The organism is Burkholderia cepacia GG4 (assembly GCF_000292915.1).
In the GTDB taxonomy this organism is placed as follows: Bacteria; Pseudomonadota; Gammaproteobacteria; order Burkholderiales; family Burkholderiaceae; genus Burkholderia; species Burkholderia cepacia_D.
This window is the reverse complement of record NC_018513.1, coordinates 1,150,216-1,171,208: the sequence shown is the minus strand read 5'-3', so window position 1 is coordinate 1,171,208 and position 20,993 is coordinate 1,150,216. Positions and strand designations below refer to the sequence as shown.

Genomic DNA, 20,993 nt, shown 5'->3' with positions numbered 1-20,993 from the left:
ACCTGCAGACACGAAGGCCGCGTCCGAGCGGCCTCCCCCCCGGAGATAGCATGAACCCTTCGCCCACCGCGAGCGCTGGCCGCGCCGGCGGCCGCCGCTTTTTCGCCGATACGTCCGTCTCCGCGCTCGTCGCCGGCTTCGTCGCGATGATGACGGGCTACACGAGCTCGCTCGTGCTGATGTTCCAGGCCGGCCGCGCCGCGCACCTGACCGACGCGCAGATCTCGTCGTGGATCTGGGCATTGTCGATCGGCATGGCGCTGACGACGATCGGCCTGTCGCTGCGCTTTCGCGCGCCCGTCGTCGTCGCATGGTCGACTCCCGGTGCCGCGCTGCTGATCGCGTCGCTGCCCGGCGTGCCGTACCCCGAGGCGATCGGCGCGTTCGTCGTTTGTGCGCTGCTGCTGACGGCCGTCGGCGTGAGCGGGCTGTTCGACACGCTGATGCGGCGGATTCCGGCCGGCATCGCCGCCGCCTTGCTCGCGGGCATCCTGTTCGAGATCGGTATCGAGATCTTCCGCGCCGCGCAGTTCCAGACCGCGCTCGTGCTCGCGATGTTCTTCACGTACCTGATCGTCAAGCGGCTCGCGCCGCGCTACGCGATCGTCACGACGCTGATCGTCGGCACCGCGGTGGCCGGCGGCCTCGGCCTGCTCGACTTCAGCCGCTTCCACATCGCGCTCGCGCAGCCCGTGTTCACGATGCCCGCGTTCTCGATCGCGTCGATCGTCAGCATCGGCATTCCGCTGTTCGTGGTTGCCATGGCGTCGCAGAACGTACCGGGCATCGCGGTGCTGCGCGCCGACGGCTATCAGACACCGTCATCCCCGCTGATCGCGACCACCGGCCTCGCGTCGCTGCTGCTCGCGCCGTTCGGCTCGCACGGCGTGAACCTCGCGGCGATCACGGCCGCGATCTGCACGGGCCCCGAAGCGCACGAGGACCACGCGAAGCGTTACACCGCCGCCGTGTGGTGCGGCACGTTCTACCTGATCGCCGGGATCTTCGGCGCGACGATCGCCGCGTTGTTCGCGGCGCTGCCGAAGGCGCTCGTCGTATCGGTCGCCGCGCTCGCGCTGTTCGGCTCGATCATGAGCGGGCTCGCGAACGCGATGCAGGACGTGAAGCAGCGCGAAGCCGCGCTCGTCACGTTCATGGTCACTGCGTCGGGCCTCACGCTGCTGTCGATCGGCTCGGCGTTCTGGGGGCTCGTCGCGGGGATCGTCACGCAGGTGATCCTGAACGCGCGGCGCCCCGCGTGATACGGCGCGACGCCCGCCACGGCGGGGGCCGGACACGCCAAAACGTGCTCGACACGAATCGGGCCTAAAATGATGGATCGGAGGCGGCGCCCTGCGCCGCTTCGCTTCGCCGCCGCGCTCGCGCGGCCCGTGAGAACCCGGCGCTCCGCGCCCTTCTTCCGAATCGCCATGACTACCGCACTCGACCAGCTGAAGCAGTACACGACCGTCGTCGCCGACACGGGCGATTTCCAGCAGCTTGCGCAATACAAGCCGCAGGACGCGACCACGAACCCGTCGCTGATCCTGAAGGCCGTCCAGAAGGATGCGTACAAGCCCATCCTCGAGAAAACCGTCCGCGATCACCGCAACGAAAGCACCGGATTCATCATCGACCGCCTGCTGATCGCATTCGGCACCGAAATCCTGAAGCTGATCCCGGGCCGCGTATCGACCGAAGTCGACGCGCGCCTGTCGTTCGACACGCAGCGCTCCATCGACAAGGGTCGCGAACTCATCAAGCTGTACGAAGCCGCCGGCATCGGCCGTGAGCGCATCCTGATCAAGCTCGCGTCGACGTGGGAAGGCATTCGCGCGGCCGAGGTGCTGCAGAAGGAAGGGATCAAGTGCAACATGACCCTGCTTTTCTCGCTCGTGCAGGCCGCCGCATGCGCGGAAGCCGGCGCGCAACTGATCTCGCCGTTCGTCGGCCGCATCTACGACTGGTACAAGAAGCAGGCCGGCGCAGAATGGGATGAAGTGAAGAACGGCGGCGCGAACGATCCGGGCGTGCAGTCGGTGCGCGGCATCTACACGTACTACAAGACGTTCGGCTACAACACCGAAGTGATGGGCGCGAGCTTCCGCACGACGAGCCAGATCACTGAGCTCGCGGGCTGCGACCTGCTGACGATCAGCCCCGATTTGCTGCAGAAGCTGCAGGAGAGCACCGACACGGTCGCGCGCAAGCTGTCGCCGGACGCGCGTCAGGACAAGCCGACCGCGCGCGTCGCGATCGACGAGGCATCGTTCCGCTTCCAGCTGAACGAAGATGCGATGGCGACGGAAAAACTGTCCGAAGGCATCCGCGTGTTCGCCGCCGATGCGGTCAAGCTCGAGAAGCTGATCGACGCGCTGCGCTGAACCGGACTGCGCGAGATTGCTGTCAGTTGAACTGTCAGCAACCCTGACACCAGCCGTCAGCAAGCGTGACCAACGGCCGCGAACTTCGTGTTCGCGGCCGTTTTTATTTTTCATTCCATCGTCAGGCGCGCGCACTACAATCCACGTCACGAGTGCGCCGGCCGCATCCCGACGTGCTCTTCCCGGTCAATCTTGGAAGTACCCGAGCCGACACCGACACGCCGGCCCGGTCCACAGGAGACAACGATGCAAGTCCAACCGTATCTGACGTTCTACGGCCGCGCGGAAGAGGCCCTGCAGTTCTACGAAAAGGCGCTCGGCGCGAAGACCATGTTCAAGATGCACTTCAAGGATGCGCCGCCGAATCCCGATCACCCGATGTCGCCGGAGATGGGCGACAAGGTGATGCATGCGAGCTTCATGATCGGCGACTCGATGATCATGTGCTCGGACGGCGACTGCAGCCAGCCGGCAGGCGCCGCGCACGCCGGCTACTCGCTGTCGCTGAACCCGGCGACGGTCGAGGAAGGCCAGAAGCTGTTCAATGCACTCGCCGACGGCGGCGAAGTGACGATGCCGTTCGGCAAGACGTTCTGGGCGCTCGGCTTTGGCATGGCGAAGGATCGTTTCGGCGTGCACTGGATGGTCAACGTCGAGGACCTGTCGCAACGCGAAGATCTCGCGAAGCGCGCACAGGGCTGACGCCAACGAAAACGCCCGCCACTTCGCAGTGGCGGGCGTCGTGGTCGCGGCGCGATGCGCGGCCCGCGACACGCGGCCGCGCCGCCCGCATCAACCCTCGACGACGTCGAGATAATCCTCCGGCCGCGTGCGATCCTCCGCATGCGCCATGCCCATCGCGCGCACCAGCACGCTCACCACCACCGCCACCACCAGGTTCACGACCAGCGACCACACGGCCGCGTAGCCGGGAATCGCGAGGCCGAACAGGTGGATCGTGAAGATCGAGCTTGCGAGCTTCAGCGACACCGCCATCCACGTGCCGCACACGATGCCGGCCGCCCAGCCGGCCAGCAGGCCGCGATGGTCGAGCAGCCGCGTGTACAGGCCGAGCACGATCGCGGGCAGCGTCTGGATGATCCAGATCCCGCCGAGCAGCTGCAGCTGGATCGCATAGGTGAGCGGCAGCCCGAGGATGAACGCGACCGCGCCGACTTTCACGATTAGCGAAGTGAGCTTCGCGACGTGCGTCTCCTGGTCGTGCGTCATGTCGCGGTTGATGAACTCGCGGTGGATGTTGCGCGTATAGAGGTTCGCGGCCGCGATCGACATGATCGCCGCCGGCACCAGCGCGCCGATGCCGATCGCCGCGAACGCGACGCCGACGAACCAGGACGGAAAATACTCGAGGAACAGCGCGGGCACCGCGAAGTTCGGGCCGAACGCCTTGAAGTACGGCGCGTACTGCGGCATGTCCTTCACGCCCGCCGCAAGCGCCATGTAGCCGAGCAGCGCGAGCAGGCCGAGCACGAACGAGTACGCGGGCAGCATCGCCATGTTGCGGCGGATCGAGTTGCCGGACGACGACGACAGGATCGCCGTGACCGAGTGCGGATACAGGAACAGCGCGAGCGCCGAGCCGATCGCGAGCGTCACGTACGCGCTGTAGCCGTTCAGGCTCGCCGCGTCCGGCGCCTTCAGCAGCAGCTTCGCGGGCGGCACGCTCGCGAAGATATGGCCGAAGCCGCCGAGCTTCGCGGGGATCACGATGACCGCCGCGGCGATCGTGATGTAGATCAGGATGTCCTTCACGATCGCGATCATCGCGGGTGCGCGCAGCCCCGACGTATACGTGTACGCGGCGAGAATCGCGAACGCGATGATCAGCGGCAGGTCGCCGACGAAGCCGGTCGTATCGAAGCCGAGCGCGCCGATCACCACTTCGATGCCGACGAGCTGCAGCGCGATGTACGGCATCGTCGCGAGGATACCCGTCACCGCGATCGCGAGCGCGAGCATCCGGCTGCCGTAGCGGGCGTTCACGAAGTCGGCAGCCGTCACGTAGCCGTGGCGCTTCGCGATGCTCCACAGCTTCGGGAACACGATGAACGCGAACGGGTAGATCAGGATCGTGTACGGCAGCGCGAAGAAGCCCATCGCGCCGGCACCGAACACGAGCGCGGGCACCGCGACGAACGTGTAGGCCGTGTAGAGGTCTCCGCCGAGCAGGAACCACGTGACGATCGTGCCGAAGCGGCGGCCGCCGAGGCCCCATTCGTCGAGGTGGGCGAGATCGCCGCGCCGCCAGTTCGCAGCCAGGAAACCGATGATGGTGACGCCAATGAACAGGAGTACGAAGACGAAGGTTGCGCCGAGATTCATCGTGCACCTCCCTGCGGGCCGCTCGCCTTCCACGCGTTCTTGGTCTTGAAATAGACGAACGCGGTGATCACCGCGCTAATGAAGACCCAAAGCAGCTGGTACCAGTAGAAAAACGGAAATCCGAACCATTGCGGTTCGATCTTGCTGTACGACGGTACCCACACCATCGCGATCAGCGGCAGCACCAGCAGCCAGAGCCAGCGCTTGGCGGCCCGATTGGCGTCGGCATTGTGAGCCATGACGTCTCCTCATCTTTCCCGGTTATCGATCTTGTTAAGCGGGTACGGCGGCGAGAGGAGCGACAAAACGGGTAAGCTGCGGCCCCCCTGGCTTCGCGCCAGTATAGGAGCCGCGAGCGAGCGGTCAAGCGGGGGCGAACCCGAGGTGATCCGCCCCCAGTCATGCGGTTGCACCGGCATGCGGCCGGTGCATGAGCGTCAGATCGCGAACGAGGATTCGCGTGCGCCGGCCGTTTCTTTCAAAGCTTTCACCCACTTGCGCGCGGGCAGCTTCAGCGTGTCCTCGATCAGCTTCGCGCGTGCGTCGAGCTGGGCGAACGACACGTCGAGCGCGGGGCCCGAGAACGCGATCGCGATCCGGTTGCCGTCGTGCACTTCCGGCAGCGCGATCACGCGATGGTCGAACGCCGCGTTCAGGTGCTTCATGTTGCGTACGAAGCTCGGATGATCGCCGAACAGGTTGATCGTCGCGATGCCCGCATCGGCCAGGCAGCCGCGCACCGCGCGGTAGAACGCGACGCTGTCGAGCACCGGCCCGCGCGCGGTCGCATCGTACAGGTCGATCTGGATCGCGCCCGTGGTGCCGCGATTGGCCGGGTCGTTGACGAAATCCCAGGCGTCGGCTTCGTGCACGGCGAGGCGTGCGTCATCGGGCGGCAGCGCGAACATCGTGCGCGCGGCGACGATCACGGCCGGGTTCAGTTCGACGGCCTCGACCTTCGCGTGCGGCAGGAAGCGATGCGAGAACTTGGTCAGCGCGCCGGTGCCGAGCCCGAGCTGGACGATCCGCCCGGGCGTTTCGAGGAACAGCAGCCACGCCATCATCTGCTGCGCGTATTCGAGTTCGATGTGCAGCGGCTTCGAGATGCGCATCGCGCCCTGCACCCATTCGGTACCGAAGTGCAGGAAGCGCACGCCGCGCTCTTCCGAGAACGTGACGGGTGCGAAGCGCGGCTTGCGCGGTGCTTCGAGGACGGGCACGTCGTCGTGTTCGTCGATGTCCGGGCGGCGCTTCACGCGCGGCGGCTGGAGTTTTTCGGAGCCGTTGTACGCGGACGTCTTGCGTTGCTTGAACGCGCGCGCCTCGGCGGACGCGCGCTTGATCAGTCGGGTCATGATTGAATCTCGCTGGGTAATGCTGGTTTTAGCGGACGAGAGGATAGCATTGGTGCGGGGTGGCGGCCTTGCCGCGTGCCCGGCCACGCATGACGTCGAATCCCGTCGGCGCTACGCCGATTCACTGAGCGACGGAGGACAGATGGCCTCGAACGACAAGAAGATCTGGTTTCCGGCGAAGCGCCATGGCTGGGGATGGGGGTTGCCGGTCGCGTGGCAGGGCTGGGTCGTGCTGCTGCTGTTCGCGATCGGGATCGTTGCGAGCGCGTGGCTGCTGCCGCCGCATCGTTCGCCGCTTGCGTACGGCGCCTGCGTCGTGGTGTTGGTCGCGCTGCTGACTGTCGTGTGCTGGATCAAGGGCGAGAAACCGCGGTGGAGATGGGGCAAGGATGAGTGACCATGACGCGCGATCCGTGCGTGCCCCATCGACCAGCTTGCCGCCAGGATCGCGGAGATCATCAAGGCACGCAAATGGGCGCAGCAGCACGCGGCCGGGTTGCTCGGCATGACGCAGCCCAAGCGGTCGAACATGCTGCGCGGTCAGTTTCGCGGTGTGAACGAAGCGAAAATGCTCAAATGCCTGGCAAAGCTCGGGCGCGATGTGCAGATCGTCGTCGGGCCCGACCGCGATTCGGAAGCCGAAGGACATATCGAGGTCGTATTCGCCGCCTGACGAGGAGCGGCGCGCGGCACGATCCGTGCTTCCACGGATCGGCCGATCCTGTACTGCCACGACGGGATTGCGCATAATCAAATCACGCGCGGCCTGTATCGGCACCGCCTGCAATGAATGGCGCAACAAAAAGACAAGCGAGGTCCTGCTATGCCATACGCATTCCACGCGGCGCTCCTGGCGATCACCAGCGTCGCGGCGTGCCTGCTGCCGGGCAGCGCGCACGCCCAGGCACCATCATCGGCAACGCAGGCCCCTGCCGCAGCAGGCGTCGATGCGAGCTGGATCAAGGGCAAATGGCAGGTCGACGTCGCGGGCGAGGCCGTGGTGCGTACGCTCGACGTCGCAAATGTTCAGGCGAAAGATGGTTCGACCTACACGCTCGACGCAACGTATGGCGTGACAAACACCCAACTGCAGCCGGTCCCTGCTGAATTGCGTCGAGTCGACAGCAAATGGACGCTCGCCATCACGACTCAGATCAGCGCGACGATATCCGCCGAATCCTCTGACCAAATGGCGTTCTCCGGCGCGATTACGTACAAGAACGGCGTCAGCAAACCGCTGACCATCGTCATGGCGAACATGGCGCGTCATTGGCTGGATCATGACGAAGTCGCGGCCGTGCTGATCGGCAAGCACGTGACGTTCGTACGGCTTCGCGACGGTACCGAGGTGACCTGGCAGGTCGACGACAACGGCATGCTCTACGCGCACAACAACAAGGGGCAGAGTGATAGCGCGCGTTGGCAACTGAGCTCGCAGGGCGAACTCTGCCTGACGTGGAAAGGAAACTCGGGAGACGGTTGCTCGTATGTCTTCCGCGACGGAGACAACGGTCCCCTGATGTTGACGCCGAAGAAGAGTCCGACCTCACAACCCTGGTCGAAGATCGTGTCGCCGTGAATGAAGTGACGCGGGACTGACGCGGGACTGACGCGGCAACGACGGGCGCAGCGGGTGCCGAAGCGCCATCCACCCCGTCGCGTCAAAAGGCCAGCCTCAGGAAAGAATCTCTCGCCAGAAGGACAGCTTTCGATCGAACGAAAGTACGGCATTCGCCGGACTCGACGAAGGCAGCACGAGCGTGTCGTACCCGGCCTGGCCGATCACGTCGGCAAACCGCCCTGCCGTCTTCCCGTTGAAACACACTTTCTTCAGCAACGGCGCATGCTCCCTCAACGACGCAAAGTCGTTCGGCTGCGCATTGCGGATCGCCGAATCGAGACTGCCTTGCCGATGGCATGCATCGAGGACATCCCAGATGCCGATGCCGTGCGAAAGCACGCGCTCGAGCCGTGCGTCATAAGCAAGCTCGTGCAGTTCAGGCTCGCCGAGCACCGCACCCAGCAACCGCCAGAACTGGTTACGTGGATGCGCGTAGTACTGCGCGGCATCGAGCGACGCCTCGCCCGGAAAGCTGCCGAGGATCATCGTGTGCGTATTCGGGCCGGCGACCGGCGGAAAACCTTGCAGCATCACGCTGCTCCGTGCGGCCCGACCGAGCGCGGCCCGTCGCCGTGCGCATCGAGATGGCGCCACAGCGCCGGCAGCATGCACTCGGTGACCATCAACGGCTTGCCGTGCCGCTGGAACACCGAGCGCCGCGCGGCAAACGCATGCGGCGCTCGCACGCCTGCGCCGAGCGCATGGGTCGCCAGTGCATACAACGGATGTCCCGCAATCACGCGCCGGCTGACGAGCGCGGAGCGCTCGACCTCCGGATCGCTGTACAGCAACTCCGCGAGCGGCCGCGTGCGCAACCGCCGCATCGCCTGCCAGACGCCCTTGCTGGCCGCGAGCGGCGCGATGCTGTGCGCGGCGACGAACGGCGTGCCGTCGACCGACAGGATCACCTCGCGCACCCACATCGGCGCACGCGGCGCACTGGCGAGCGCGACCGGCTCGTCGAACCACGGACAGTCGACGGCCTCGCGCGTCACGCGCACCTTCACGCTACCGAGCCGCGCGAGATGCGCGGTCAGCGACCCGCCGCGCGTCAGCCAGTCGCGCTGGTCGAGCGTGCAGCCGGGCCGGGGCGTTTCGCGCCAGCCCGCCTGTGCGCCGTCGAATCGCATCCGCGCGTTCACGCGGCGCGCGACAGCAGCAGCGCGTTGGTCCGCTTCACGAAGCTCGCCGGATCGTCGAGCATGCCGCCTTCGGCCAGCAGCGCCTGGTCGAACAGCAGATGGGCCCAGTCGCCGAAATCGGCGCTGTCGGCGTTCAGCTGCTTGACGAGCGCGTGCTCGGGGTTGATCTCGAGGATCGGCTGCATCGCGGGCGCGTTCTGGCCAGCCGCCTTCAGCATCCGCTGCAAGTAGCCGCTCATGTCGTTGTCGTCCGCGACGAGGCACGACGGCGAATCGGTCAGGCGGAACGTGACGCGCACTTCCTTCACCTTGTTGCCGAGCGCTTCCTTCATCTTCTCGACGACCGGCTTGATCGCCTCGCCGGCCTGCTCCTGCGCCTTCTTTTCCTCGTCGTTCAGCTCGCCGAGGTCGAGATCGCCGCGCGCGACGCTCGCGAGCGGCTTGCCGTCGAATTCCTGCAGGAACGACAGCATCCATTCGTCGACGCGATCGGTCAGCAGCAGCACCTCGACACCCTTCTTGCGGAACACTTCCAGATGCGGGCTGTTCTTCGCGGCCTGCCACGTATCGGCGGTCACGTAGTAGATCTTGCTTTGCTCGGGCTTCATGCGCGACACGTAGTCGGCAAGCGACACGTCCTGCGCATCGGTCGTGCCGTGCGTCGAGGCGAAACGCAGCAGCTTCGCGATGCGCTCGCGGTTCGCGTGATCCTCGCCGAGGCCTTCCTTCAGCACCTGGCCGAACGCGCTCCAGAACGCCTTGTACTTCTCCTTGCCGGCATCCTCTTCCGCGTTCGCGAGTTCCTCGAGCATCGACAGCGCGCGCTTCGTCACGCCTTCGCGGATCGCCTTCACGTCGCGGCTTTCCTGCAGGATTTCACGCGACACGTTCAGCGGCAGGTCGGCCGAATCGACGACGCCCTTCACGAAGCGCAGGTATTGCGGCAGCAGCTGCTCGGCGTCGTCCATGATGAACACGCGCTTCACGTACAGCTTCAGGCCGCCGCGGTAGTCGCGGTTCCACAGGTCGAACGGCGCGTGCGCCGGCACGAACAGCAGCTGCGTGTATTCGCTGCGGCCCTCGACGCGGTTGTGCGTCCACGTGAGCGGATCCTGGTGGTCGTGCGCGATGTGCTGGTAGAACTGCGTGTACTGCTCGTCGGTGATTTCGCTCTTCGAACGCGTCCACAGCGCGCTTGCCTGGTTGACGGTCTCGTCCTCGTCCTTCAGGACCATCTCGCCCTTTTCCTGATCCCACTCTTCCTGCTGCATCAGAATCGGCAGCGCGATGTGATCGGAGTACTTCTGGATGATCGACTTCAGGCGATGCGACGACAGCAGTTCGTCCTCGCCTTCGCGCAGGTGCAGCGTGATCGTGGTGCCGCGCTGCGCGCGCTCGATCGCGTCGATCGTGAAATCGCCCTCGCCCGCGCTTTCCCAGCGCACGGCTTCGCTCGCCGGCAGGCCGGCGCGGCGCGTCTCGACGGTGATCTTGTCGGCGACGATGAAGCCCGAGTAGAAACCGACGCCGAACTGGCCGATCAGCGCCGCGTCCTTCTGCTGGTCGCCCGACAGCTTCGTGAAGAATTCCTTGGTGCCAGAACGCGCGATCGTGCCGAGGTTCGCGATCGCCTCGTCGCGGCTCATGCCGATGCCGTTGTCCTCGATCGTGATCGTGCGTGCCGCCTTGTCGAAGCCGATACGGATGCGCAGGTTCGGATCGTTCTCGTACAGCGCGTTGTCCGCGAGCCCTTCGAAACGCAGCTTGTCGGCCGCGTCGGACGCGTTCGACACCAGTTCGCGCAGGAAGATTTCCTTGTTGCTGTAGAGCGAATGGATCATCAGGTGGAGGAGTTGCTTGACCTCTGCCTGAAAGCTCATCGTTTCGTGTGCCATGGATGCTGTTTCCTCTTACTTGAACTTGAATGGTGTGGCGCAGGCGCCCGGCGCGCGATGCCGGTGGGCTCGTCAAGGACAACCGTCTGGCGCAAGCGGTTTGCGCGCGTATCTGGGGACGGGCGGCCGGATTTCAAGGGGCGGCGTGCCGCCCCCGTCACGACGCGCGCCGCGCCGCCGAGTCGATATAGCGCGCGAGAAACCCCGGCAGCGCCGGATCGCCGCAGTTCGCGACGTTGAAGCGCGTCCACGTCGACGTCGACTGCTGCGGCGAGAACAGGCTCCCCGGCGTCAGCAGGAACCCTTCCTCGTGCGCGGCGGCCGCGAGCGCGTCCGAATCGACGCCCGTGTCGGCCCACAGAAACATCCCGGCCGCCGGCATCGTGAAGAGCCGCAGCCCGGTGCGCTCGAGCATCCGCGCCGTCTTGTCGCGCACGCCGTCGAGCCGCGCGCGCAGCCGCTCGACGTGGCGCCGGTAATGCCCCTCGGTCAGGATCTTGTAAAGCACGCGCTCGTTCAGCTCCGGCGTGGTCATCCCCACCAGCATCTTCTGGTCGGTGATCGCCTTCGCGATCTCGGGCGCGCAGGCGACGTAGCCGACCCGCAAATTCGCCGCGAGCGTCTTCGAATAGCTGCCGAGGTAGATCACGCGCTTCAACTGATCGAGGCTCGCGAGCCGCGTGGCCGGATAGCTCGGCGGGCACAGGTCGCCGTACACGTCGTCCTCGACGACCAGGAAATCGTACGCCTCGGCGAGCTTCAGGATCCGGAACGCCTGCGCGGCCGACAGCGACGTGCCGGTCGGGTTCTGCAGCACCGAATTGATCACGAGCATCTTCGGCCGCCACATCTGCACGAGCGTCTCGAGCGCGTCGAGGTCCGGGCCGTCGGGCGTGTACGGCATCCCGACGAGCTGCGCGCCCTGCGACGCGAAGCGGCCGAACATCTGGAACCACGCGGGATCGCCGACGATCACCGCATCGCCGGGCCGCACGTAGATTCGCGAGATCAGGTCGATCGCCTGCGTGATGCCGGACACCAGCACGAGCTGCTCGGGCTTCGCGCCGATCTCGACTTCCGCGAGCCGCGTCTGCAGTTGCTGGCGCAGCGGCAGGAAACCCTGCGCGGTGCCGAAGCCGAGCATCTGCGCGCCGGACTGGCGCCCGAGCGCGCGTAGCGCGCCGGTGATCAACTCGCCGTCGAGCCAGCGGCCCGGCAGGTAGCCGAGACCCGGCCCCTTTTCCGGGCTGACGGTGTGCAGCATGTTGCGCAGCAGCCAGACGACGTCGATCGTGTTGTGGACCGGCGCAGCCTCGGCCACGCGCACCACGCTGTCGGCCGGCTGCGGGCCGGTGGCCGTGCGCTCGCGCACATAGAAGCCCGAGCCGCGCCGCGAGTCGAGATAGCCCTGCGCGACGAGCCGCTCGTAGGCCTCGACCACGGTGAAGCGCGACACGCTCTTGTCGAGCGCGAGCTTGCGGATCGACGGCATCCGCATGCCGGGCCGGAACACGCGCTCATCGATGCGGCGCCGCGCCCACTGGACGAGCTGGTCGACGAGCGTGAGCGTGGCCGTATCGTGCGGCACGGGAATCTGGGCGAGAGGGACGGTGGACATGGGCGGCAGCTCCAACTGTACCGAAGGCTATCGCGCCGATTGTACCGTTACTGTGCCGGTGCCGACGATTACAGTTGACCGCAATGGCGACCCTGCGGCCGCCGTTCCGGCCTTGCCGCACTTGGGCGGCGCCCGCCGGACCGCAGCGCGGCCCGTGCATCGGCCGGCCGCGCAGCCACCCGGCGGATCGCCCGCCCACCATGACACTTTCACTTCCCGACCGACGTTCATGCCAGCCCGCTCCGTGACCCTCGACCATCTCGTCATCGCCGCGCGCACGCTCGACGAAGGCGTGCGCCATGTCGCCGACGCGCTCGGCATCGAGCCGGCCGGCGGCGGCCGCCATCCGCTGATGCGCACCCATAATGCGCTGTTCGGCGTGTGGGGCGGGCTGTACCTCGAAGTGATCGCGATCGATCCCGACGCACCCGCTGCGGGCGACGCCGCCGCGCCACCACGCGCCCGGCTGTTCGGGCTCGACGATCCGGCCATCCACGCGCGGCTCGCGCAGGGCCCGTTCCTCGCGCACTGGGTCGCGCGCGTCGACCGCCCGCGCCAGCTCGCGCTGTGGCAGAGCCAGTACCCGGCCCGCATCGCGCCGGTGGTCGCGATGCGGCGCGGCGACCTGAGCTGGGGTCTCACGGTCCCCGACGACGGCGCGTTCCCCGCGTGGCAAGGCGCCGGCGACGGCCTCGTGCCGTCGCTGATCCAGTGGGACAGCCCGCGCCATCCGGCCGAATCGCTGCCGCACGACGGCGTCGCGCTGAAGGTGCTCAAGGGCGTCCACCCGCGTGCGGACACGATCCGCGAGCAGCTCGACTGGCTCGGCGCCGGCCACCTGCTCGAGCTCGAAACCGGCGACGGCCCGCCCGCGCTCGTCGCCGAATTCGATACGCCGCAAGGTACCCGCACGCTGCGCTGACCGCCCTGCCGCCCCTTCCATTACACGAACCCAGCAATACGGAGACACCCACGACATGAATTCGCGCGAAACCCGGGGCATGCTGCTCGGCCTCATCGGCGTGATGATCTTCAGCCTGACGCTGCCGATGACGCGTATCGTCGTCTCCGAACTCAATCCGCTGCTCAACGGGCTCGGCCGTGCGCTCGCCGCGTCGGTGCCGGCCGGCCTGCTGCTGTGGTGGCGCCGCGAACGGCTGCCGAGCCGCGCGCAACTGAAAAGCCTCGCGGTCGTGTCGGCCGGCGTGATCATCGCGTATCCGGTGTTCTCCGCGTGGGCGATGAAAACGGTGCCGGCGTCGCACGGCGCGGTCGTCAACGGCTTGCAGCCGCTGTTCGTCGCGCTGTACGCGGCGTGGCTGTCGCACGAGCGGCCGTCGAAGGCGTTCTGGGTCAGCGCGCTGGCGGGCAGCGCGCTGGTGATCGCGTTCGCGCTGCGCGACGGCGGCGGCACCGTGCAGGCCGGCGACGCGCTGATGCTCGTCGCGGTCGGCATCGGCGCGCTCGGCTATGCGGAAGGTGCGCGCCTCGCTCGCCAGATCGGCGGCTGGCAGGTGATCTGCTGGGCGCTCGTCGTATCCGCGCCGTTCCTCGTGCTGCCGGTCGGCTGGCTCGCATGGACGCAGCACATCGCGCATCCGGCCCCGCTCGCGCTGCGCACGTGGCTCGCGTTCGGCTACGTGACCCTCTTTTCGCAATTCATCGGCTTTTTCGCGTGGTATGCGGGGCTCGCGATGGGCGGCATCGCACGCGTCGGCCAGGTGCAATTGCTGCAGATCTTCTTCACGATCGCCTTTTCCGCGCTGCTGTTCGGCGAAACGGTGACGCCGTCGACGTGGCTGTTCGCGGCCGCCGTGATCGCGACCGTGATGCTCGGCCGGCGCTCGGCGGTGGTCACGGCCCCGCGTCCCGCTCGCGCCGGTTGATGAGGTGCGCCATAATGTTTGTTTTGCCTGAACGGTTTTGCCCACCCGGCCGCGACGGCCCGATCGCGCTCCCGCACGCCCACCCGGCTGCGTCGACGCGCTCAGCCTGATCGACCTTTCTTGACTGACCACGATATCCGAACGAGGAGACTATGAATCCGAGCGACCTGCATCCGCCGCACTGGCAGCTTTCCGAACGCGCCCGCAAGCTGACGAGCTCTGCGATCCGCGAGATCCTGAAGGTGACGGAACGCCCCGAGGTCATCTCGTTCGCAGGCGGCCTGCCCGCTCCCGCGACGTTCCCGGCCGAACGCATGCGCGCCGCGGCCGACCGCGTGCTGCGCGATTCGCCCGCCGCCGCCCTCCAGTACAGCGCGACCGAAGGCTACCTGCCGCTGCGCGAATGGATCGCCGAGCGCTACAGCGTGCGCGTGTCGCAGGTACTGATCACGACCGGCTCGCAGCAGGCGCTCGATCTGCTCGGCAAGGTGCTGATCGATCCGAACAGCCCGATCCTCGTCGAAACGCCGACCTACCTCGGCGCGCTGCAGTCGTTCTCGCTGTATGAGCCGCGCTACGTCCAGGTGCCGACCGACGAACAGGGCCTGCTGCCTGAAGGCCTCACGCCCGAACTCACGCAAGGTGCGCGCCTGCTGTACGCGCAGCCGAACTTCCAGAACCCGACCGGCCGCCGCCTGCCCGTCGAGCGCCGCCGCGCGCTCGCCGCGTTCGCGCAGACGAGCCCGTTCCCGGTGCTGGAAGACGATCCGTACGGCGCGCTGAACTACCAGGGCGAGCCGCTGCCGACGATGCTGTCGATGGCGCCGGATCACGTCGTGCACCTCGGCACGTTCTCGAAGGTGCTCGCGCCGGGCCTGCGGATCGGCTACATCATCGCCCCCGAAGAACTCCACTTCAAGCTGGTGCAGGCCAAGCAGGCCACCGACCTGCACACGCCGACGCTCACGCAGCGCATCGCACACGAAGTGATCAAGGACGGCTTCCTCGACGAACACATCCCGACGATCCGCCAGCTGTACGGCGCGCAGTGCGAAGCGATGCTCGCGTCGCTCGCGCGCCACATGCCGGAAGGCGTCACGTGGAACCGCCCGGAAGGCGGGATGTTCATCTGGGTGGATCTGCCCCCGCAGATCGACAGCATGAAGCTGCTCGCCGCGGCGGTCGACAACCACGTCGCCTTCGTGCCGGGCGCGCCGTTCTTCGCGGACAACGCGCAGCCGAACACGCTGCGCCTGTCATTCGTGACGGTGCCGCCCGAGAAGATCGAGGAAGGCGTCGCGCGGCTCGGCAAGCTGCTGCGCGAGCGTCTCTGAGCCCCTTTTTCCTGTCACGACTCTCTACGAGGAATCGAACACATGGCTAACGTCTACGACAAACTGAAGTCGCTCGGCATCGAGCTCCCGACCGCCGGCGCACCGGCCGCCGCCTACGTGATGAGCGCGCAAAGCGGCAACACGGTCTACCTGTCGGGCCACATCGCGAAGAAGGACGGCAAGGTCTGGGCCGGCAAGCTCGGCGCCGATCTGCAAACGGAAGACGGCAAGGCCGCTGCTCGCTCGATCGCGATCGACCTGCTCGCGACGCTGCACGCGCACACGGGCGACCTGAACAAGGTCACGCGTATCGTCAAGCTGATGAGCCTCGTCAACTCGACGCTCGACTTCACCGAACAGCACATCGTCACGAACGGCGCATCGGAACTGATCGCCGAAGTGCTCGGCGACGCGGGCAAGCACGCGCGTTCGGCATTCGGTGTCGCGCAGATTCCGCTCGGCGCATGCGTCGAGATCGAGCTGATCGCCGAAGTCGCGTAACGGACGCAGCGCGATGCCCGGCCGTCTCGTCCGCTTCAAGCAGGTTGACGTGTTCACGTCGGTGCCGTTCAAGGGCAACGCGCTCGCCGTGGTGTTCGACGCCGATTCTTTCGGCGACGACGCCATGCTCGAGATCGCCCGCTGGACGAACCTGTCGGAAACGACGTTCGTCTGCACGCCGACCGATCCGGAAGCCGACTACCGCGTACGGATCTTCACGCCGTGCGGCGAACTGCCGTTCGCCGGCCACCCGACGCTGGGCACCGCGCATGCGTTCCTGGAAAGCGGCGCGCAGCCGCGCACGCCGGGCCGGCTGATCCAGCAGTGCGGGGTCGGCCGGGTCGCGCTGCGCGAGCAGGCCGACGGCTGGGCGTTCGCCGCGCCTCCGGCACGCGTCACGCCGCTCGACCGTTCGGACTACGCGGCGCTCGCTGCCGCGTTGCGCAGCGATGCGATCGACCTGGATGCCGAGCCGTGCGCAGTCGACAACGGCGCGCCGTGGCTAGTCGTGCGGCTGAAGTCGGCCGACGCGTGCATCGGCCTGACGCCCGATCCGGCCGCGCTGGAGGCACTCACGCACCGCTACGGCGCGGACGGCCTCGCGGTCTACGCGCCGCACGCCGAAGGCGGCCCCGCGACGTTCGAAATCCGCTGCCTGATGACCGGCGGCAACTTCGGCGTCGGCGAGGACCCCGTCACCGGCAGTGCCAACGCCGCGCTGGCCGGGCTGCTGAGCCGCCAGCAGCGCCGCCCCGGCACGTCGTATACCGCCCGCCAGGGCACGGCGATCGGCCGCGACGGCCGCGTCTTCGTCCGCTACGGCGACGACGGTACGATCTGGATCGGCGGGCACGCCGTCACGATCGTCGACGGCACGTTCCAGGCGCCCGCCTGACGTTTCGCAAGGTGCGATGGTGCCGGCCCCGCCGGCACCCTACGATTCACCCGGCTATCGCAAAAACGTTCCAGCCAGTAATATCGGGCCTAATCCGTCGCTTCGGCGGGTCTGTCCATGGTTGCGCGTCCCGCGAACGAACAGACGCCGGTGCGACCCTAGCCATAGCCGGCCATTCCGACGGGGATGGCGCACGCGCGCAGGACGCCGCCCTTTTTCGATGAGCTCCGCCCGGACCAACCACACGCCACCGACCCGGCCGCTGCGCGCGCCGCGCAAGTCGCGCCGGCGCGCGCTGTTCGCGATCCCGCTGCTCGGGATGCTGGCGCTTGCGCTGCTGTGGGCGGTAATCGTCGCGCGGCTGGCGGTCGAAAAGGACAGCGCGTTCAAGGAAGCGGCGGCATCCGCGGCGATCCTGTCGTCCGCGCTCGAACAGCATACGGTGAAGGCGATCCACCAGGTCGACCAGATCACCCGCTTCGTCAAGTTCGAGTTCGAGAAATCGCCGTCGCGCTTCAACCTCGCGAGCACGGTCGAGAAAGGCGTCGTGCCGAGCGACACGCTGATCCAGGTCTCGCTCGTCAACGCGAAAGGCATCCTGTTCGCGAACACGGCCGAGCGCCATCCGCTGCCGATCAACCTGTCCGATCGCGAGCACTTCAGGGTCCACCTCTCGCACAACGACGACCGCCTGTACATCAGCAAGCCCGTGCTCGGCCGCGTATCGAGCCACTGGACGCTGCAGATGACGCGCCGCCTGAACAACCCGGACGGCAGCTTCGCCGGCATCGTCGTCGTGTCGGAAGACCCGAGCTATTTCACGAACGACTTCTACAACAACGCGGCGATCGGCAAGGAAGGCGTGATCTCCGTCGTGTCCGACACCGGCGCCGTGCTTGCGCGCCGCACCGGCTCGGTCAGCAACGCGCCGGGCGCGTTCTCCGCGTCGGGCGTGTACCCGATCGCCGAGCGCGTGACGGGCACGATCCTCGATCCGATCGACGGCGTGACGCGCATCGTGTCGTACCGCCATCTCGACGGCTACCCGCTCGCGGTGATGGTCGGGCTGTCGCAGACCGAGGAATACGCGGACTACTACCACACGCGCAACGTCTACCTGCTGATGACGAGCTTCATCACGCTCGCGATGCTCGCGTTCTTCGGTGTCGCGACGGGCCTGATCGGCAAGCTGCTCGGCCGCGAGCGCGAGATGACCCAGCTCGCCGAATACGACCTGCTCACCGGTCTCGCGAACCGCTACGCGACGCTGCGCGGGCTGCGCAACGAGGTGGCGCTGCCGACGAGCCTTTCGCGGCTCGGCCTGCTGTTCATCGATCTCGACAACTTCAAGACCGTCAACGACACGCTCGGCCACAACGCCGGCGACATCGTGCTGCAGATGACCGCGTCGCGCCTGTCGGATGCGGTCGGCGACGAAGGGTCGCTCGCGCGGATCGGCGGCGACGAGTTCGTCGTCGTGATGAAGGGCGACGACGTCGAACGGCGCGCGGTGCGGCTCGCGGAAGCGATCATCCGGATGTTCGGCGAGCCGTTCGACGTGCGCGGCAGTTCGTTCGTGCTGCATGCAAGCATCGGCATCGCGCTGCACACCGTCGCAAACGAAAGCGAGATCGACCTGCTGAAAAAGGCCGATCTCGCAATGTACAGCGCCAAGGATGCCGGCAAGAACTGCTACCAGTTCTATGCGCCGCACCTGTCGCACCGCGCGGACCACCTGATGCGCTGGGAACAACAATTGCGCGTCGCGCTCGCCGAGCAACAGCTGTTCCTCGCGTACCAGCCGAAGATCGACCTCACGCATCGCACGATCACGGGCTTCGAGGCGCTCGCACGCTGGGACCATCCCGAGCACGGCATCATCTCCGCGAACGAATTCATTTCGATCGCCGAATCGACGGGCCTGATCGTGCCGATCGGCGACTTCGTGATCCGCACCGCGTGTGAGCAGATCGCGCGCTGGCGTGACGACGGCCACGACACGCTGACGCTCGCGGTCAACATCTCGCCCGTGCAATTCTGGCGCGGCGACCTGATCGAGACGATCTCGCGCACGCTGCAGGAAACCGGCATCGACGCGAACCGGCTCGAACTCGAGATCACCGAGACTGCGATGATGGAATACCCGGAGCTCGTGTCCGAGAAGATCGTCGCGCTGAAGAAGCTCGGCATCCGGATCGCGCTCGACGATTTCGGCACCGGCTATTCGTCGCTGTCGTACCTGCACCGCTTCTCCGTCGATACGCTGAAGGTCGACCGTTCGTTCGTGCAGGCGATTCCGAACGATCGCAGCGTGTGCGTGATGGTGTCGTCGATCGTGCATCTCGCCCGCTCGCTCGGCCTGACGGTCGTCGTCGAGGGCACCGAGACCGAGGAGCAGATCATCTGGCTGTCCGCGCTCGGCGAGATCGAGGCGCAGGGCTTCCTGTTCTCGCGGCCCGTGCCGGCCGATGCGATCCCGGCGCTGATCGCGCGCTTCGGCGTGCGCGGCGACCGGCCGAACGTCATCGCGCACCGCGCGACGGGCAGCGCAGGCGTCTGAGCGCCCCGCCGCCCCCCACGGCACACTTGTTGCGCCGCACGCCGATTGTTTCGGCTTCCGATCCGGTTGTTTAGTCCATTTACTAGCGTTTTCGCGCATGGCAGTGTCACGGTGCGCGGCGGACAATCCGGAGGGCCAGCGTGTCGGCGGGCCGCCGGCATGTCCGTATGCGCGAGATCGGCCCTGCACCAACAGCACAATCATGACCACCGTCGAAGTCGAAGCGGCCAAACGTGTCGAACGGGCACAAGAGGCATCCCTGTGGACCTTGTTCAAGGTCATCGCCGGCATTTCCGCCATGTCATGGGGTGGGCTCTCGATGATGGCACAGCTCGAACGCCACTACGTCGACCGGTTGCAGCGCATCGAGCCGCACATGTTCGCCGATCTCGTCGCGCTCGCGTGGCTGGTGCCAGGCCCGGTCGGCTGCAATGTCGCGGTACAGGTCGGCCAGACGCTGCACGGCCGCGTCGGCGCATGGGTCGCCGGCATCGCGAGCGTGCTGCCGTTTTCCGTGCTGATGACGCTGTTCGCGATCTTCTATCGCACGCCGGTCGTACGCTCGCTCGCCGCGCCGGTGCTGATCAATCACTTCGGGATGGTGCTCGCCGCGCTGATCGGCGTGACGTGGTGCAGGCAATTGCGCACGCTCGCGCGCACCCGGCTCGAACGTCTGATCGCCGCGCTGTCGACGATTCTGCTCGCTTTTGCGCAGAGTCCTACCGCTTTCGTCGGCATTCTCTTCGCTGCGTTTGCAGCAGGCTGGCTCACCGGGCCGTCGCAAGACGACACGGTCGATTTCACACTGTCGAAGCGCGACCGCAACCTGCTCGTGCTGCTGGCGATTCTCGTCACGCTGTTCGCGGTGCCGCTGCCCGGCGACTACCAGGTGACGCTGCTGTGGCCGCGGCTCGCCGGCGCCGGCATGACACTGTTCGGCGGCGGCTTCTCCGCGCTGCCCGTGCTCAAGGCGTTGTTCGTGTCGCCGGCAACCGGCATCTCGGACCACGACTTTACACTGGCCTTCGCGCTGTCGCCGGTGTCGCCCGGACCGCTGCTGAACGTCGTGCCGTTTCTCGGCTACCTGACGGACGGCTGGGTCGGTGCGCTGCTCGCGACCGCCGCGCTGTTCATTCCGTCGGGATGTCTCGTGGTATTTGCACGGAACCACCTGTTCCGGCTCAAGCGCCATTCGCGCTTCGAGCACGGCATGCACCTGCTGCGCGCGGCGACGACGGGCTTTCTCGTCGTCGCCGTCGTGAAGATCCTGCATCGCGAACCGGCCGATCCGGTCTATTGGGTGACCGGCGCATTCGCGGCGCTGTGCTTCGCACGCTTCAAGGTGCCCGTGTACGCCGTCTACGGCGCGGTCGCGATCGCGTGCGGCGTGTGGCTGTGGGCCGCCGCGCACTGACGGGCGTCCGCAGTCGACGCCCCCACGCCGCCGGCCGCGTAACGC

General features: G+C 66.9%; 20 protein-coding genes. 13 read left to right on the top strand and 7 right to left on the bottom strand.

Annotated features, from left to right (window positions below):
- Positions 1 to 50: 50 nt before the first annotated feature.
- The 3 genes from GEM_RS05315 (at position 51) to GEM_RS05305 (ending at position 3,086) form a co-directional block, all read left to right on the top strand.
- Positions 51 to 1,262: a benzoate/H(+) symporter BenE family transporter gene (locus GEM_RS05315; protein ID WP_014896419.1), complete on the top strand. Its 1,212-nt coding sequence runs from the start codon at positions 51 to 53 to the stop codon at positions 1,260 to 1,262.
- 168 nt (positions 1,263 to 1,430) lie between these two features.
- The gene (gene tal, locus GEM_RS05310) at positions 1,431 to 2,384 is read left to right on the top strand and encodes a transaldolase (RefSeq protein ID WP_014896418.1); all 954 of its coding nucleotides are present in this window, start codon (positions 1,431 to 1,433) and stop codon (positions 2,382 to 2,384) included.
- A gap of 246 nt (positions 2,385 to 2,630) precedes the next feature.
- Positions 2,631 to 3,086: a VOC family protein gene (locus GEM_RS05305; RefSeq protein ID WP_014896417.1), complete on the top strand. Its 456-nt coding sequence runs from the start codon at positions 2,631 to 2,633 to the stop codon at positions 3,084 to 3,086.
- Between the two features lie 90 nt (positions 3,087 to 3,176).
- Here GEM_RS05305 and mctP read toward each other — a convergent pair whose 3' ends face one another.
- From mctP to GEM_RS05290, 3 genes are all read right to left on the bottom strand, one after another.
- The gene (gene mctP, locus GEM_RS05300; RefSeq protein ID WP_014896416.1) at positions 3,177 to 4,727 is read right to left on the bottom strand and encodes a monocarboxylate uptake permease MctP; all 1,551 of its coding nucleotides are present in this window, start codon (positions 4,725 to 4,727) and stop codon (positions 3,177 to 3,179) included.
- On the bottom strand, positions 4,724 to 4,966 hold the full coding sequence (locus tag GEM_RS05295; protein WP_014896415.1) for a DUF3311 domain-containing protein: 243 nt from the start codon (positions 4,964 to 4,966) through the stop codon (positions 4,724 to 4,726). The genes mctP and GEM_RS05295 overlap by 4 nt, the downstream gene beginning before the upstream one ends.
- A gap of 198 nt (positions 4,967 to 5,164) precedes the next feature.
- Entirely contained in the window at positions 5,165 to 6,082 is a 918-nt protein-coding gene (locus GEM_RS05290; RefSeq protein ID WP_014896414.1) for a spermidine synthase, read from the bottom strand.
- 142 nt (positions 6,083 to 6,224) lie between these two features.
- Between GEM_RS05290 and GEM_RS05285 the strand changes: the two genes are divergently transcribed.
- From GEM_RS05285 to GEM_RS05275, 3 genes are all read left to right on the top strand, one after another.
- Positions 6,225 to 6,479 carry a hypothetical protein gene (locus tag GEM_RS05285; RefSeq protein WP_014896413.1) on the top strand — a complete coding sequence of 85 codons (255 nt, stop codon included), beginning with the start codon at positions 6,225 to 6,227 and terminating at the stop codon, positions 6,477 to 6,479.
- A gap of 12 nt (positions 6,480 to 6,491) precedes the next feature.
- Positions 6,492 to 6,755 (top strand): helix-turn-helix transcriptional regulator, encoded by a 264-nt coding sequence (locus GEM_RS05280; protein ID WP_051137964.1) that lies wholly within the window; start codon positions 6,492 to 6,494, stop codon positions 6,753 to 6,755.
- Between the two features lie 150 nt (positions 6,756 to 6,905).
- A complete protein-coding gene (locus GEM_RS05275) occupies positions 6,906 to 7,661 on the top strand; it encodes a hypothetical protein (protein WP_014896411.1) in 756 nt (251 codons plus the stop codon).
- 96 nt (positions 7,662 to 7,757) lie between these two features.
- Here GEM_RS05275 and GEM_RS05270 read toward each other — a convergent pair whose 3' ends face one another.
- From GEM_RS05270 to GEM_RS05255, 4 genes are all read right to left on the bottom strand, one after another.
- On the bottom strand, positions 7,758 to 8,234 hold the full coding sequence (locus GEM_RS05270) for a DNA-deoxyinosine glycosylase (RefSeq protein ID WP_014896410.1): 477 nt from the start codon (positions 8,232 to 8,234) through the stop codon (positions 7,758 to 7,760).
- Positions 8,234 to 8,833 (bottom strand): chorismate--pyruvate lyase family protein, encoded by a 600-nt coding sequence (locus GEM_RS05265; protein WP_014896409.1) that lies wholly within the window; start codon positions 8,831 to 8,833, stop codon positions 8,234 to 8,236. Before GEM_RS05265 ends, GEM_RS05270 begins: the two co-directional genes overlap by 1 nt.
- Positions 8,834 to 8,841: 8 nt before the next feature.
- On the bottom strand, positions 8,842 to 10,740 hold the full coding sequence (gene htpG, locus GEM_RS05260; RefSeq protein WP_014896408.1) for a molecular chaperone HtpG: 1,899 nt from the start codon (positions 10,738 to 10,740) through the stop codon (positions 8,842 to 8,844).
- 157 nt (positions 10,741 to 10,897) lie between these two features.
- On the bottom strand, positions 10,898 to 12,358 hold the full coding sequence (locus GEM_RS05255; protein ID WP_014896407.1) for a PLP-dependent aminotransferase family protein: 1,461 nt from the start codon (positions 12,356 to 12,358) through the stop codon (positions 10,898 to 10,900).
- A 229-nt stretch (positions 12,359 to 12,587) separates the two neighbouring features.
- Between GEM_RS05255 and GEM_RS05250 the strand changes: the two genes are divergently transcribed.
- From GEM_RS05250 to GEM_RS05220, 7 genes are all read left to right on the top strand, one after another.
- A complete protein-coding gene (locus tag GEM_RS05250) occupies positions 12,588 to 13,280 on the top strand; it encodes a VOC family protein (protein ID WP_014896406.1) in 693 nt (230 codons plus the stop codon).
- Positions 13,281 to 13,335: 55 nt separating this feature from the next.
- Positions 13,336 to 14,244, top strand: coding sequence for a DMT family transporter (locus GEM_RS05245; RefSeq protein ID WP_014896405.1), 909 nt, complete (start codon positions 13,336 to 13,338; stop codon positions 14,242 to 14,244).
- Positions 14,245 to 14,396: 152 nt separating this feature from the next.
- Positions 14,397 to 15,578 carry a PLP-dependent aminotransferase family protein gene (locus GEM_RS05240; protein ID WP_014896404.1) on the top strand — a complete coding sequence of 394 codons (1,182 nt, stop codon included), beginning with the start codon at positions 14,397 to 14,399 and terminating at the stop codon, positions 15,576 to 15,578.
- A 42-nt stretch (positions 15,579 to 15,620) separates the two neighbouring features.
- On the top strand, positions 15,621 to 16,079 hold the full coding sequence (locus tag GEM_RS05235; protein WP_014896403.1) for a RidA family protein: 459 nt from the start codon (positions 15,621 to 15,623) through the stop codon (positions 16,077 to 16,079).
- Positions 16,080 to 16,092: 13 nt separating this feature from the next.
- Positions 16,093 to 16,974, top strand: coding sequence for a PhzF family phenazine biosynthesis protein (locus GEM_RS05230; RefSeq protein ID WP_014896402.1), 882 nt, complete (start codon positions 16,093 to 16,095; stop codon positions 16,972 to 16,974).
- Positions 16,975 to 17,194: 220 nt separating this feature from the next.
- Positions 17,195 to 19,534 carry an EAL domain-containing protein gene (locus GEM_RS05225; protein ID WP_014896401.1) on the top strand — a complete coding sequence of 780 codons (2,340 nt, stop codon included), beginning with the start codon at positions 17,195 to 17,197 and terminating at the stop codon, positions 19,532 to 19,534.
- A gap of 202 nt (positions 19,535 to 19,736) precedes the next feature.
- Positions 19,737 to 20,948, top strand: coding sequence for a chromate transporter (locus GEM_RS05220; protein WP_014896400.1), 1,212 nt, complete (start codon positions 19,737 to 19,739; stop codon positions 20,946 to 20,948).
- Positions 20,949 to 20,993: the final 45 nt, after the last annotated feature.